Origin of the sequence: Actinomycetospora sp. CA-101289 (genome assembly GCF_050955895.1) — a bacterium.
In the GTDB taxonomy this organism is placed as follows: Bacteria; Actinomycetota; Actinomycetes; order Mycobacteriales; family Pseudonocardiaceae; genus Actinomycetospora.
In genome coordinates this window covers 4932088-4946740 of the sequence record NZ_CP192093.1, presented here as the reverse complement: position 1 = coordinate 4946740, position 14653 = coordinate 4932088, and the positions used below count along the sequence as shown (strand labels likewise).

The window sequence follows — 14653 nt, the reverse complement described above, 5'->3', positions numbered from 1 at the left end:
GGCGTCGGCTGGACCGGGGGCGTCAGGGGGACGGGGCGACCGCGCCGAACCCGCGGGCCGTGAAGCGGCGCACCCGGGTGCGGGAGCGCGCCACACCGGCGCGCGCGGGGGCGAGCCGGGTGCGCCAGACCGTCCAGGCGTCGTTCTCGCCGTCGGTGCCCAGGTGCCCGGCGACGGCGCGCTCGACCAGCTCGCGGCACGGGGCGACGCCGCCCGAGGGCCGCACGACGCGGACGGAGAGGCGTTCGGCGCCCACGGTGACCCGGACGCCGGCGCGGGAGGACCGGCCGACCTCGAGGTCGAGGTCGGCGGGCGTGCCGTCGAAGAGGACGCCGCGGGTGGACTCGAAGCTCAGCCGGCCGCGGCGCAGCCGGAGCACGCCGGGGACGTGGGTGACCTCGCGGACGATCCACGCGGCCCCGGCCAGGTCGTCGCGGACCTCGCTCTCGGGGAGGTCGTCGAGATGGGCACGCGGTGACGGCGCCCGACGCGGGGTGGGTACGGCGGCGAGAGCCACGGACGAACCCGCGAGCGCGGGCCGGGGCGGGACGGCCATCGTGACCTCCTCCCGAGATGTTGCGATGTCGTGACCTGGCCTCCACCCAACGCGCGAGGCCCCCGGGGTGTCATGCTCCGGCCGGGCGAGCCCGGCCGGGCATTGGGGTGATCCGTGTTTGGACGGCACATCGTGAGGTCGCTGTCCGGCCACGTGGGTGACGGCGGACCCCGACTGCCCGGTCACCCCACCCGATCGTGACCGCCCGGCGGCGTGGTGCGGCCTGGTGGGTGCCGGCGCCCCGGGCGCGGTCGGGCACCCGGGTGCCGTCGCGCGCCGGACACCGGCTCCGGACGCGGTCCGTCCTCACACAGAGCAGCCGCCGGCGGGCCGATCGCCCACGTCACCGCTCCTGCGGCGCACACAGGGTGACGGGCGCCGACACGGACCGTCTCCGCGTCCGACGCGGTCGCGCTCCGGGGTGCTGTCCGTCGGGCGAAGCCGCTTCTCGCACCCGAGGTGGGCGGGCCCCGGACTCCCGGTGCTCCGTCACCCGTCGGGGGAACCACTGGTCCGGCCGGGCGAAAACGGCGCCGCGATGTCTCGGAGCGAAACGGCCACTGTCCGCCGAACGACTAGCGGGCCGTACCCGGGTGCACCGATGCGCCCGCCGACGACGGAACACGGCCGGGCTGCCCGGCACGTGATGGAGGCGTCCCGACGTGAGCACGACAGAGTCCCTGTCCCGCGGTGGGTGGAGCGCGTGAGCGCCCCGCCGCGTGGCGGCTACGCCGCCTGGGTCAGCTGGCTGGAAGCCTTCCGCCGCGGGGAGGACCCGCCGACCGACGGCCTCGGACCCGTCCGGGGAGGCTTCGGCTCGTACGTGGAGGCGCGGCTCCTCGAGCGGCTGTCCGCGGCGTTCGCCGAGCGCGTCCGTCAGTGGCAGACGGCCCTGGGCGACCGCATCGTCGCCCAGCCGCCGAGCGGCCCGGTCGCCGCGGCCGCGATGCTGCACGAGGCGACCACCCGCCTCGCGCCGCTGATCCGGCTCGCCGACTCGCCGCTCGTCCCGCGCCCGCTCGCGATGTCGATGCACGAGATGCTGCGTGCCGTGCGCGACGGCGCCCGCACCGCGCTCGACGAGTCCTGGCACCGCGGTCTGGACGACGACCACGCGCCCGGCATGCCCGCCCAGCGCGGCCTCGACCCGATGCGGCCCACGCCGAGCGGGATGCGCGCCGGGCGGCCCCTCACGCCGTCCCGCGTGGACGTGCGGCACCGCTGACGGCACCGCTCACGACGCGGCAGCCCCGCGCGGGTCTCAGGCCCGGGCGGGGCGCCGGCTGCGGCGCAGCACGACCGAGCGCACGAACAGCGCGAGCACCGACGACGCGGTGAGCACCCCGAGCAGCGCCGGGGTGCCGATGCGGCCGACCGCGTAGGCCGCCGGGTCGGCGGTGCTCGCCGTGGTGACGCCGTTCTCCGGGGCACCGAGCGTGCGGGCGGGCCGGCCCGAGAGCAGCAGCCGCGGGTCGAACGCCGCCGGCGCGATGAGCGACGCGCCCGCGCCGCCGACCGGGGACGTGCCGAGCAGGCCGGTGGGCACGCGGTCGTACGCGGAGGACATCAGCGTGTCGTAGTTCTGCGTCGGCGCGATCGACGTCGCCCCGGCCGCGGGGGCGGCGGCCGCACCGGTGGCGGGCGCGCGGGTCGCGGCACCGGAGCCGCTCGTCCCGCTCGTCCCGCTCGTGCGCCCGGAGGACGAGGACGCGCTCGGCGCGCGGGTGGCGGGTGCGGAGCCCGTGCGGCCGGAACCGGTCACGCCGGAGACCGTCCCGCCGACGCCCTCGACCACGCGGGGCACGACGCGGGGCACGGCCCGGGGCACCGACTGCACCACGCGGGGCACGGACTGCACGACCGAGCCGGCCGTGGAGCCGACGCTGCTGGTGAGTCCCAGCGTGGCCTCGCACAGGCGCTTCTGCGTGCCCGTGAGCAGGGGCAGCAGGGCCCGCGAGCACTCGGCGGCCTGCGGGGCGGCAGGCAGGGGCTCGGCGGCGGCGGTGCCGGTCCCGATCGCGGCGGAGCCGACGATCACGAGACCGGCGATCCCGGCGCCCAACGTCTTGCGCACGGACGACTCCCGACTCCGGTGTGGGTCAACGACCGGCGTGCGTGGGCCCCGACCCGCGGGGTCGATCTCGGCCTCCGCGGGAACACCGCGCGCGCTGTGTCGACCACCATAAGTCACGAGTGGGCGATTACCCAACAGTAAGCGGACCGTTCGCCACCCTGGGTGCGGCCGAGCGGTGGGTCGATCACCGCTGGAGGGTGGGTCGACCGGGTCTGGAGGACCCGGTCGAACGGACGACGGTCCTACAGCCCGACGCGGGCGAGCACGCCCCGGTGGTCGCTGCCCTCGACGTCGAGCACCTCCACCTCCCGGGCCCGGGGGCCGCCCGAGGTGAGCACGTGGTCGATCTGCACCCCGAGCACGCGCGGCGCGGCCGACGGCCAGGTGCCGGTGAGCCCCTCGCCGACATCCTCCGCGGCGTCGGTGCAGCCGTCGATGGCCGCGCGCAGCTCGGCGTGGTCGAGGGTGGCGTTGAGGTCCCCGGCCACCACCGTCGGGCGCTCGCCGGTGCACCAGCGCGAGAGCGCGGCGACGTCGCGGCGCCAGGCGTTGGTGTCACCGGGCTTCGGCGACTGCGGGTGCGTCGCGACCACCCGCACCGCGCGGCCCCCGACGTCGGCGAGGTCGACGATCAGCGAGGGGAACTCGGTGTCGCGGTTCGGGGTCACGGTCGGCCGGCCCAGCTCGCGGCGCACGAACACCGTCATGGGGCTGTCGTCGCTGCTGGAGTCGGCGGCGAAGACCCGGTAGCCGCTCGTGCCCTCCTCGCCGCCCGACTCGTCGACGATGGCCTGCTGGAGGTTGTCGCGCAGGCGGCCGCGGGCCTCGGGGAGCACGACGACGTCGGGGTTCCGCGTCCGCACGATCTGGGCGAGCGCGTCGGGGTCGGCGCGCCCGACGTAGGCGCTGGCGGTGAAGACGGTCAGCTCCGCCCCGCCCGTCGCGCCGGTCGCGGAGGAGCCGACCGCGCGGGGCGCGATCATCGCGAGCCCGAGCAGGCCGACCAGCCCGAGGGTGACCGCGGTCGGGCGCAGGCCCCGGCCGCCGAGCGCGGCCAGGACGGCCAGCAGCACGAGGCCGGCCGCGAGCTGCGGGCGGAACGCGATCGACTGCACGAACGGCGTCCGGTCGTCGATGCCCAGCAGGTCGGAGAACGTCACGACGACGGCGCCGAGACCGAGGACCGCGGCGGTGACCAGCGCGCCGGTGCTCGGGCGCCCGACCCCGCGCGGGCGGCGCCGGGCGGGGCGTGACGGGGCGACCGGCGCGGGCTCGCGGACCGGCGCCCGGGGGACGTCGCGCGCCAGCGGGGCGTCCAGGCGGCGGGTCGGGGGCGGGCTGCCGGGACCCGGTGGGCGTCCCGGGGGCGACCAGCGCGGCGGGGGACCGGGGGGACCGGGCGGGCCCGGGGGACCGGGCCGGCCCGGCGGCGGGCGCGGCCCGTTCCGGTCGGTCACGCCCGGGTGACGCGCAGGAGGACGTCGTCGGACCCGTTGTCGCTGGTCAGGTACAGGGCGCCGTCGGGGCCGAGGCGTGCCCCGCGCAGGCGCCCGAACTCGCCGTCGAGCTCGGGCGGCACCGTGACCCCGACGATCCGGCTGGCGTCGCCGTCGGTGCCCGGGCGCATGAGGAAGAGCTTCTCGCCCTTCTGCGCGGACACCGCGAGCAGGCCCGCCATGTCGCCCCACGCCGGGCCGTCGAGGAAGGCCGCGCCGCTGACCGCCTCGGTGGGGTCGCCGGAGCTCCACGCCGCGGGGACGGCGTCGGGGAAGCGGTCGAGGTCGGTCATCGGCACCGACTCGTCGTAGCCGCCCGGCGTCTCGCCGCCCTGCGACGGGTCCCAGCCGTAGTTGCCGCCGGGCACCACGACGTTGATCTCGTCGTCGACGTCCGGGCCGTGCTCGGCGCTCCAGGCGCGCCCGGTGCCGGGCTGGACGGCGACGGCCTGGACGTTGCGGTGCCCGTAGCCCGAGACCAGCCGCTCCGCGGCGCTGCCGGAGCCGGCGAACGGGTTGCCCGGGGCGGGCCCGCCCGTCGCCGGGTCGACGCGCAGGACCTTGCCGCCCAGCGAGCCCCGGTCCTGCGAGATCGTGGCGCGGGCCGTGTCGCCCGTGCCGACGAGCAGCATGCCCTCGGCGTCGAAGGTGGGCCGGCAGCCGGAGTGGCGGCCCGAGGGGTTGATCGGCAGGCCGCCGACCAGCGGGTCGCGCACCCGGTCGGCGCGCAGGCCATCGGGGGAGAGGCGCCAGGAGACGAGGCGGACGTCGACCGGCCTGCCGTCCTGCTGGTGGGTCTGGCAGGTGACGAAGCTGCCCGAGGTGGCGGCGTCCGGGGCCGCGGCGATGCCCATCAGGCCGCCCTCGCCGCGGGCGTAGACGTCGGCCAGGTCCGCGGTCACGGGCGCCACGCGCGCGCCCGGCCCGAGGCCCGTCACCAGCGACAGGACGCCGTCGCGCTGGGTCACGAGCATCCGGTCGCCGCCGACGAAGGCGACGTCCCACGGGTTGGCGAACCCGCCCGCCACCGTCTCGACGCGCAGCGTCGTGCCCGCGGGGGTGGACGTCGGGACGGGCGCCGCGGCGCGGCCGCCTCCGCCCCCGGCGGGCGCGGCGACGCCGCCCGCCCCCGGCTGCTCGCTGCAGGCGCCCAGGGCGAGCGCCAGCAGCGCGGCCAGCGCGAGCAGGGCGCGCGCGGGGTGTGGTCGGCTCGGGATCACACCGACGATGATGCCGCGTGCCGCGTCCGGTCCCGGTGGGGCCCCGGTCGCGGGCCCGGGCGGCCCGGGCACACCTGTCCGCGAGGCGAACGACCTGGCCGGTACCGCGAGACCCCACCGCTGTTGTCCACGAACGGACCGCACGGTACTTTTTGCCGGGCGTCGATCGCCCGTGCGCCCCGGGGGGCACGCACGGACGGCGGCGTCGCGGAGGCGGCCGGCTGCGGGGCGCCGGCGCCTCCGTCGACCGGGCTGCGGTCCGCGCGCGACGTGACGCGTCCGTCGCCGCGGGCCGGTCGACGGCCCGGCCCGCTGTCGGGGTCCGCACGTACCCTGGAGACACCTCGGTGCGGGCCGCTCTCGCCCGCGGCCGACGCTCTGTCCACGCCTCCGGCGCCGCAGCTCCGCTCCGCTGCGTGCCGCCTGTCGAAGGGTCACCCCGCGTTGTCGCCCGCTGCGCCAGCTCTGCCCGCCGTGTCCTCCGGCGTGTCCGCCCCCCTCGCCGCGCTCCTGCCGGCCGCCCTGGCCGACCCCGGCCTGCGCGAGGTCGTCGCGGCGGCCGGGCGGGACGTCGCCGTCGAGGGGCCGACGGGGCTGCGCCCGTTCCTCGCCGCCGCGCTCGGGGCCGACCCGGACGCCCCGGCACAGGGCGCGGGCGTCCCGGTGCTCGTCGTCACGGCCACCGAGCGCGAGGCGGAGGAGCTGGCCACGGCCGTCGGCGAGCTGCTGGGCCCCGACGCCGTCGCCTACCTGCCGAGCTGGGAGACGCTGCCCCACGAGCGCCTGTCCCCGCGGGCGGACACCGTCGGGCGCCGCGTCGCGGTGCTGCGCCGGCTGGCCCACCCCGAGGCGGCGGACACCCCGGACGCCCCGCTGCGCGTGGTGGTCACGGCGACGCGCAGCCTCATCCAGCCCGTCGTGCCCGGGCTCGGCGACCTCGAGCCGGTGCGCCTCGCCGAGGGCACCGAGTACGAGCTCGAGGCGCTCGCCGCCCGCCTGGTCGACCTCGCGTACGCGCGGGTGGAGATGGTCGAGAAGCGCGGCGAGTTCGCCGTGCGCGGCGGCATCGTCGATCTCTTCCCGCCCACGGCGCCGGCCCCGGTGCGCATCGAGTTCTGGGGCGACGAGGTCTCCGAGCTGCGCTGCTTCTCCGTCGCCGACCAGCGCTCGCTGCCCGGCGAGGGCCCCGACGCGCGGCCCACCGAGGTCGTCGCGCCGCCGTGCCGCGAGCTGCTGCTCACCGCCCCGGTGCGCGCCCGCGCCGCCGAGCTGGCCGTCGAGCACACCAAGGACAAGGCGCTGTCCGAGCTGCTCGGCCGCGTCGCGGAGGGCATCCCGTCCGAGGGCATGGAGTCGCTGATCCCGGCGCTGCTGGGCGGCGACGGGAGCACGCCCGAGCTGGAGCTGCTGCCCGAGCTGCTGCCCGCCGGCGGGCACGTGCTGATCTGCCACCCTGAGCGCGTCCTCACCCGCGCCGCCGACCTCGTGCGCACCGGCCAGGAGTTCCTCGAGGCCTCGTGGCTCGCCGCCGCCGACGGCACCGACGGGCGAGCCCCGATCGATCTCGGCGCGTCGGCGTACCGCGACCTCGGCGACGTGCGCGCCGTCGCGGCGAAGGCCGGGCGGCCGTGGTGGACGCTCTCGAGCCTCGCCACCGACCCGGACGTCGAGGACGACTCCCACACCCGCGACGGCTCCCGCGTCCTGCGGCCCGGGTTCACCGGCGTCGACGCCTACCGCGGCGACGTGTCCCGCGCGGCGGCCGACCTGCGCGCGCTCGCCGCCGCCGGCGGGGTCGGCGTGCTCGTCGTGCCCGCGGCGGGCACCGCCATGCGCGCCGCCGAGCAGCTGCGCGAGCACGAGGTGCCCGTGCAGCTCGCGGCCGAGGGCCTGCTCGAGGCGCCGGCGGCCGGGGTCGTCACCATCGCGCGCGGGTCGCTCGCCGACGGGCTCGCCGCGGCGGGCACCGGCCTGGTCGTGCTCACCGAGTCCGACCTCACGGGCGCCCGGCCGGGCACCGAGGGCACCGTCAAGCGCGCCGCGGTCAAGCGGCGCAACGCGGTCGACCCGCTGACGCTGCAGCCCGGCGACTACGTGGTCCACGCCCAGCACGGCATCGGCAAGTTCGTCGAGATGACCCAGCGCACCACCGGGGTCGGCCCGGCGCGCACCACGCGCGAGTACCTGGTGCTCGAGTACGCCTCGTCGAAGCGCGGCCAGGCCTCCGACCGGCTGTTCGTGCCCACCGACCAGCTCGACCAGGTCAGCCGCTACGTCGGTGGCGAGCTCCCGACGCTGAACAAGCTCGGCGGCTCCGACTGGTCGAGGACGAAGTCGAAGGCCCGCAAGGCGGTCCGCGACATCGCGGCCTCGCTGGTGCAGCTCTACGCGGCGCGCCAGTCGGCGCCGGGGCACGCGTTCGCGCCCGACACCCCGTGGCAGCGGGAGATGGAGGACGCGTTCCCGTTCACCGAGACGCCCGACCAGGCCTCGGCCATCGACGAGGTCAAGGCGGACATGGAGAAGGCGGTCCCGATGGACCGCGTCATCTCCGGCGACGTGGGCTACGGCAAGACCGAGATCGCGGTGCGTGCGGCGTTCAAGGCGGTGCAGGACGGCAAGCAGGTGGCGGTGCTCGTGCCCACCACCCTGCTCGCCCAGCAGCACCTGCAGACGTTCACCGACCGCATGCACAACTTCCCGGTCACGGTGAAGGGCCTCTCGCGGTTCACGCCGGCCAGGGAGGTCGACGGCATCCTGCGCGGCCTCGCCGACGGGAGCATCGACGTCGTCGTCGGCACCCACCGGCTGCTGCAGACCGGGGTGGCGTGGAAGGACCTCGGCCTCGTGGTGATCGACGAGGAGCAGCGCTTCGGCGTCGAGCACAAGGAGCACATCACCGGGCTGCGCGCGCACGTCGACGTCCTGTCGATGTCGGCGACGCCGATCCCGCGCACGCTGGAGATGAGCCTGGCCGGCATCCGCGAGATGTCGACCATCCTCACCCCGCCCGAGGAGCGCCACCCGACGCTGACCTACGTCGGCGCCCACGACGAGAAGCAGGTCGCCGCCGCGATCCGGCGCGAGCTGCTGCGCGACGGGCAGGTCTTCTACATCCACAACCGGGTGCAGTCGATCGACGACGCCGCCGCGCGGGTGCGCCGGCTCGTGCCCGAGGCGCGGGTGGCCACCGCCCACGGGCAGATGGCCGAGGAGCGCCTCGAGCGCACGGTCAACGAGTTCTGGGAGCGCGAGCACGACGTGCTCGTGTGCACCACGATCGTCGAGAACGGCCTGGACATCTCCAACGCCAACACGCTGATCGTCGAGCGGGCCGACACGCTCGGGCTCTCGCAGCTCCACCAGCTGCGCGGGCGCGTGGGCCGCAGCCGTGAGCGGGGTTACGCCTACTTCCTCTACCCGGCCGACCAACCGCTCACCGAGACGGCGCACGACCGCCTCGCCACCGTCGCGCAGCACTCCGAGCTGGGCGCGGGCACCGCGGTCGCCATGAAGGACCTCGAAATCCGGGGCGCGGGCAACATCCTGGGCGCCGAGCAGTCCGGCCACATCGCGGGCGTGGGCTTCGACCTCTACATGCGCCTGGTGGGCGAGGCCGTCGAGGCGTTCAAGGCCCACGCCGGCGCGGGCGGGGCCGACGAGGAGCCCTTGGCGGAGGTGCGCGTCGACCTCCCGATCGACGCCCACGTGCCGCACGACTATGTCGACACCGAGCGCCTGCGCCTCGACGTCTACCGCAAGATCGCGGAGGCGGACGACGGCGCCGCGCTCGACGCCGTCCGCGAGGAGCTGGTCGACCGCTACGGCGAGCCGCCGACGCCGGTGACCAACCTGCTGGCCGTCGCCGCGTTCCGCCACGCGTGCCGGGCGCACGGCATCACCGAGGTCGCGGGGCAGGGCAACCAGATCCGCCTGGCCCCGGTCGACCTGCTCGACTCGGCGCAGATGCGGCTCAAGCGCCTGCACCCGCGGGCGCAGTACAAGCCGGCGTCGCGGACGTTGTCGCTGCCACGGCCGGTGGCGGGCCAGGACGGGCGCGGCCCCGTGCGCATGGGCGCGGCGCCCCTGCGGGACCTCGAGCTCCTCGCCTGGTGCGAGCAGCTGTTCGGGCAGCTCTTCCCGGCGCCGGCCACGACCCCGGCGTGATCAGGGAGCACGTGCGGTCGGTGTCGATCTCCTCGCCGACCGCACGCACTCCCTGACCACCGCGAGGGAGCCGTTCGGCCGGCCGCTGCGTCGAACCGGGTGTGCCCCGCCTCTCCTGCCGTTCCGCCGACCCCTTCCGCGGTTCCTTCGCCGTCGCGCGCGGCGATGTCACCTGGGAACGCCTCCGCCGCCACGAGTTCCGGAAGCTTCGCCCCGACACCTACGTCGGGTCCGCGACGCCGGACGACCTCTGGCTCCGGGTCCGCGGCCTCGCCGTCTGGGCCGGCCCGGAGGCGGTCGTCGCGGGCCCGGTCGCCGCGCTCGCCTGGGAGGCCGAGTGCCCGTGGGACGACGACGAGGTCGTCCTCCCGACCTCGCGGCACCCCGGCCCGGGCGCGCCCCGGGTGCGTCGCGACGTCCTCGCGCCCGGCGAGGTGACCCGGCGGTGGGGAACCCCGATCACCACGCCCGCGCGCACCGCGTTCGACCTCGCCGGCCGCGCCCCGCTGCCCGACGCCGTGGCCGCCGTGGACGCCCTCGCCCACGCGTGGCGCTTCGGGCCGGACGACCTCGCCGCCCTGGTCGACGCCCACCCCGGGGTGCGGGGTCTCGTGCAGGTCCGGCGGGTGATCGGGCTGATGGACGCCCGCGCGGAGTCGTTGCCGGAGAGCCGCCTGCGCGTGGGCCTCGCCCTGCGCGGGGTGCCGTCGCCGGTGCCGCAGTACCCCGTGCGGCTACCGAACGGGCGGGGCGTGCGCCTGGACCTCGCCTGGCCCTGCCCCGGTGCCGGCCTGCGGCCCGTCGCGCTCGAGTACGACGGGCCGGAGCACCGCACCATCCGCGGCCACGGTCTCGACCTCGACCGCGACGCGGGGCTCGACGACCTGGGCTGGGACGTGGTGCGCGTGACGGCGCGGCAGATGCACGACCTCGACGCCCTGGCTGCCCGGGTGCTGCGGAAGCTGGGCCTCTGAAGATCAGGGAGCGCGAGCGGTCGGTGTCGATCTCCCTGCTGACCGCAGGCGCTCCCTGATCACCGGCGGGACCGGGCGGCCGAGAGCGCGACGCGCCCGGGTGAGAAGGTGACCGCCGTGCGTCGTCTGCCTGCGGTCCTCGTGTCCGTCGTGGCCCTGCTCGTCCTGGCCGGCTGCGGTTCCGGCCCGGACCGCGTGGGCGCGGCGGCGATCGTCGGCGACCAGGTGATCACCATCGACGAGATCCAGGGCGGCCTGCGCACCGCGGTGCCCGACCTCCGGGTGGCCGTCGACCAGCAGAACGCGTCGCAGGGCACCGCGCCGGGCGCGCCGATCCCGCCCGCGCTGCTCGCGCAGCAGTCGCGACGTCTCGTGACCGTGCGCGTGCTGCACACCCTCATCGCCGAGCAGGCCCGCCGCGACGGGGTGGTCGTGGCGCCGGCGCAGGTGGACGCGGCCCTGGCGCGCGCCGGCGGCGCGGAGGGCGCGGCACGGGGGAGCGGGTTCGACCCGGCCACGATCCGCGAGCTGGTCGGTGACCAGATCGCCGCCGCCGAGATCGGCCGGCGGACCTTCGACCGGCTCGCCGTCACCGTCGACTACGCCGGCACCCGCGACCGCGCCTCCGCCGAGGCCCTCGCCGCGCAGGTGGCCGCCGACCCGGCGCGCGCGGCAGCGCTGTTCTCGGGCCGGGGCGGCGGGGCGGGCGCCGCCGGACTCGCGCTGCGGCCCGGCGCCGACCAGGGCGCGGGCGTGCGCTCGACGGCGTCCTCGGTGCTGTTCGGCCTGCCGGCGGGCACCGTGGCCGTGACGCCGGGCGGGGGCTCGCAAGCCGGCGAGGACCCCGCGCAGGGCCCCTGGACCGTGGTGCACGTGCGCGAGCGGCGCCTCGACGCCCCGCCGCCCGGGCCGGGCGTCGTGCCGGCCGCGGCCGTCGACGAGGACACCATGTTCGCCTTCGGGCTGCGCCAGCTCCAGCCCCTCGCGCTGGAGCTCGGGGTGACAGTCAGCCCCCGCTACGGCACCTGGGACCCGACGCAGCTCGACGTGGTGGACAACCCGGCCGCGGTCGGCACGATCACGCCGGTGCGCACGCCCGCCCCGTGAGCGTGATCGTCACCGTCGACCCCCGGCTCGGCGCGGTCCTGCCCGCCGCCGCCGTGCGCACGATCGCGGCGGCCGACCAGGTGCGCCTGCACCCCGACCTGCCGCCCGACGTCGCCGCCGCGTTCGTCCGCGACCTCGGCGCCGTCCCGCCCGATGCGCCGCGCGCCGAGGGCACGGTGGTCGAGCTGGTGCCCGCCGCGACGGTGCCCGGCGCCGCGCTCCTCGAGGCCGTGCGCGTCATGGACCGGCTGCGCTCGCCCGGCGGCTGCCCGTGGGACGCCGCGCAGACCCCGGCGTCGCTGTTGCGCTACCTCGTCGAGGAGACCTACGAGCTCTACGACGCGATCGCCGACGGCGACCGGGAGGCGGTCCGCGAGGAGCTCGGCGACGTCCTGCTGCAGGTGCTGTTCCACGCCCGGATCGCGACCGAGGACCCCGCGGACCCGTTCGGGATCGACGAGGTGGCCGACGCGCTCGTCGCCAAGCTCGTCGGGCGCCACCCGCACGTCTTCGGCGACGGCGAGGTGATCACCGGCGCGGCGGAGCAGCAGGTGCGCTGGGAGGAGCTCAAGGCCGTGGAGAAGCGGCGGGCGTCGGCGCTGGAGGGCGTCGCGCGCTCGCAGCCGGCCGCGGCGCTCGTCGCCAAGTACCTGTCGCGGGCGCGCCGCGCGGGGGTGCCCGACGACCTGCTGGCCGCGGCGTCGGACGACCCGCTCTACGCCGGGATCGCGGGGTCCGCGGAGCCCGACCCGGAGGGCGCCCTGCGCGCCGCCGCGGGCGAGCTCGCCGGGCGCGTGCGCGCCGCCGAGGACGCGGCGCGCGCGACCGGCGCGGACCCGGCGGCGCTGGACGCGGACGCCTGGCGTCGTCACTGGTCGAGCGCGGACCGGCACCGCCCGTGACGTGACGGGCCCACGCTTCCCCTCCCTCACCCCCGAAGGCTAGCCTCACCTCACGGCAGGTGAGGGTCACCTGACCTTCGCCCGCGGGAGGGGACGCGATGCTGGGCAACGCCCTGATCGGGCTGCGCGAGGGGCTCGAGGCGTCGCTGGTGGTCAGCATCCTCGTCGCCTTCCTGGTGCGCACCGACCGGCGCCGCGAGCTGCCGAAGGTGTGGCTGGGCGTCGCGGTGGCCGTCGCGGTCAGCGTGGGCGTCACCCTCGCGCTGACCCTCACCCAGCAGGCCCTGACCTTCGAGGCCCAGGAGCTGCTCGGCGGCTCGCTCTCGATCGTCGCGGTCGGCTTCGTCACCTGGATGATCTTCTGGATGCGCCGGGTCGGGCGCACCATCGCCGCCGAGCTGCGCGGCGGTCTCGAGCGCGCGATCGCCATGGGCTCGGTGGCCGTCGTCGTCATGGCCGCGCTCGCCGTGGGCCGCGAGGGGCTCGAGACCGCCGTGTTCTTCGTGGCCGCCGCGCAGGCCGCCGGCGAGACCACCGGCCCGCTGATCGGCTTCCTCCTGGGCATCGCCGTCGCGATCGTGCTGGCGTACCTGATCTACCGGGGCGCGATCACGCTGGACCTGGGCAAGTTCTTCACGGTCACCGGCGTGCTGCTCGTGTTCGTCGCCGCCGGGATCCTCGCCTATGGCGTGCACGACCTGCAGGAGGCCCGTTTCCTCCCCGGCCTCGACACCCTCGCCTTCGACGTCAGCGCCGCCGTGCCCGCGGACTCCTGGTACGGCGTGCTGCTCAAGGGCATCTTCAACTTCTCCCCGCAGACCACGGTCCTCGAGGCCGTCGTGTGGGTGCTCTACGTCGGCGTCGTCCTGACGCTCTTCCTGCGCCCGGTGTCGAGCCGTCGGCGCGAGCCCGTCCCCGCCGCGTCGGCCGCCGACCCGGCCTCCTGACCCGCTCCCCAGCCCCGCCCCGCGCACCGTCGCGCCCCGAAAGAGGAGAACCCTTGTCCCGCAGGTCCCTCGCCGTCGCCGCCGTCGCGGCCGTCACGGCGCTGGTCGCCCTCGCCGGCTGCACCAGCACCGCTCCACCGCCCCCGGGCGCCCAGGGGGCCGGCGGCCCGATCCAGGTGCAGGCCGGCGACACCAGCTGTGACGTCTCGGCCACCGAGGCGCCGGCGGGCAACCTGTCGTTCTCGGTGCAGAACACCGGCACCAAGGTCACCGAGTTCTACCTGCTGGGCACCGGCGACCGGATCCTCGGCGAGGTCGAGAACGTCGGCCCCGGCCTGACGCGCCAGCTCATCGTCGAGGTGCCGCAGGGCGGGCAGTACACGACCGCGTGCAAGCCGGGGATGGTCGGCGACGGCATCCGCGCGCCGTTCACCGTCACCGGCAACGTCGCGGGCTCCACCGAGGGCGACGCGCTGCTGGCCGGCGCTGTCACCGGCTACAAGCGCTACACGACCTCGCAGATCGAGGCGCTCGTGACGCGCACGCAGGAGTTCACCGACGCGGTCAAGCGCGGCGACGTGCCCGCCGCGCAGGCGCTGTTCCCCGTCGCGCGCACCTACTGGGAGCGCGTCGAGCCCGTCGCGGAGTCCTTCGGCGACCTCGACCCGAAGATCGACGGCCGCGACGACGGCGAGCCCGGGGTCGAGTTCACCGGCTACCACCGCCTCGAACGCGACCTGTGGGTCACCGGCCTGCAGCCCGACTCGAACGCGATGGCCGACCGGCTGATGGTCGACATCCGCGACCTGCAGGCGCGGACGGCCGGCATCGAGCTGACGCCGCTGCAGCTGGCCAACGGGGCCAAGGAGCTGCTCGACGAGGTCGCCACCGGGAAGATCACCGGCGAGGAGGACCGCTACTCGCACACCGACCTGTGGGACTTCCGCGCCAACGTCGACGGCTCGCAGGCCGCGATCTCGGCCCTGCGCCCGGTGCTCGACCAGCGCGACCCGGCCCTGGGCCCGCTGCTCGACCAGCGCTTCCGCGACGTCGACGTGCTGCTGGAGAATTACCGGCAGGGCGACGGGTTCGTGCTCTACACCCAGCTGACGCCCGAGGACACCCGGCGCATGACCGAGGCGGTCGACGCGCTCGGCGAGCCGGTGAGCCAGGTCGCGGCCGTCGTGTCGGCGTGACGGGCCCGACGACG

The 14653-nt window shown here is 76.7% G+C and carries 11 protein-coding genes; 7 read left to right on the top strand and 4 right to left on the bottom strand.

The window, feature by feature from the left end; translation table 11 throughout:
• Window positions 1-22 precede the first annotated feature (22 nt).
• Complete coding sequence (locus tag ACQPX6_RS24735) at window positions 23-556, bottom strand: hypothetical protein (protein ID WP_433783214.1); 534 nt, start codon at window positions 554-556, stop codon at window positions 23-25.
• Window positions 557-1259: 703 nt separating this feature from the next.
• Here ACQPX6_RS24735 and ACQPX6_RS24730 point away from each other — a divergent pair.
• Window positions 1260-1781 carry a hypothetical protein gene (locus ACQPX6_RS24730; protein WP_433783213.1) on the top strand — a complete coding sequence of 174 codons (522 nt, stop codon included), beginning with the start codon at window positions 1260-1262 and terminating at the stop codon, window positions 1779-1781.
• 36 nt (window positions 1782-1817) lie between these two features.
• On the opposite strand, the gene ACQPX6_RS24725 is transcribed toward ACQPX6_RS24730, so the two are convergent.
• The 3 genes from ACQPX6_RS24725 to ACQPX6_RS24715 form a co-directional block, all read right to left on the bottom strand.
• Window positions 1818-2630, bottom strand: a complete 813-nt coding sequence (locus ACQPX6_RS24725; protein WP_433783212.1) for a hypothetical protein — start codon at window positions 2628-2630, stop codon at window positions 1818-1820.
• Between the two features lie 242 nt (window positions 2631-2872).
• Window positions 2873-4087: an endonuclease/exonuclease/phosphatase family protein gene (locus tag ACQPX6_RS24720; RefSeq protein ID WP_433783211.1), complete on the bottom strand. Its 1215-nt coding sequence runs from the start codon at window positions 4085-4087 to the stop codon at window positions 2873-2875.
• The gene (locus tag ACQPX6_RS24715) at window positions 4084-5346 is read right to left on the bottom strand and encodes a PQQ-dependent sugar dehydrogenase (protein WP_433783209.1); all 1263 of its coding nucleotides are present in this window, start codon (window positions 5344-5346) and stop codon (window positions 4084-4086) included. The genes ACQPX6_RS24720 and ACQPX6_RS24715 overlap by 4 nt, the downstream gene beginning before the upstream one ends.
• 486 nt (window positions 5347-5832) lie before the next feature.
• On the opposite strand from ACQPX6_RS24715, the gene mfd reads away from it, so the two are divergent.
• The 6 genes from mfd (at window position 5833) to efeO (ending at window position 14639) form a co-directional block, all read left to right on the top strand.
• The gene (mfd, locus tag ACQPX6_RS24710) at window positions 5833-9513 is read left to right on the top strand and encodes a transcription-repair coupling factor (RefSeq protein ID WP_433783208.1); all 3681 of its coding nucleotides are present in this window, start codon (window positions 5833-5835) and stop codon (window positions 9511-9513) included.
• Window positions 9514-9614: 101 nt separating this feature from the next.
• On the top strand, window positions 9615-10487 hold the full coding sequence (locus tag ACQPX6_RS24705; protein WP_433783206.1) for a hypothetical protein: 873 nt from the start codon (window positions 9615-9617) through the stop codon (window positions 10485-10487).
• A 117-nt stretch (window positions 10488-10604) separates the two neighbouring features.
• Window positions 10605-11594, top strand: coding sequence for a hypothetical protein (locus tag ACQPX6_RS24700; protein ID WP_433783205.1), 990 nt, complete (start codon window positions 10605-10607; stop codon window positions 11592-11594).
• Window positions 11591-12496: a MazG family protein gene (locus tag ACQPX6_RS24695; protein WP_433783203.1), complete on the top strand. Its 906-nt coding sequence runs from the start codon at window positions 11591-11593 to the stop codon at window positions 12494-12496. Before ACQPX6_RS24700 ends, ACQPX6_RS24695 begins: the two co-directional genes overlap by 4 nt.
• A gap of 98 nt (window positions 12497-12594) precedes the next feature.
• Window positions 12595-13443, top strand: coding sequence for an iron uptake transporter permease EfeU (gene efeU / locus ACQPX6_RS24690; RefSeq protein ID WP_433783201.1), 849 nt, complete (start codon window positions 12595-12597; stop codon window positions 13441-13443).
• Between the two features lie 53 nt (window positions 13444-13496).
• Window positions 13497-14639 (top strand): iron uptake system protein EfeO, encoded by a 1143-nt coding sequence (gene efeO / locus ACQPX6_RS24685; RefSeq protein WP_433783199.1) that lies wholly within the window; start codon window positions 13497-13499, stop codon window positions 14637-14639.
• Window positions 14640-14653: the final 14 nt, after the last annotated feature.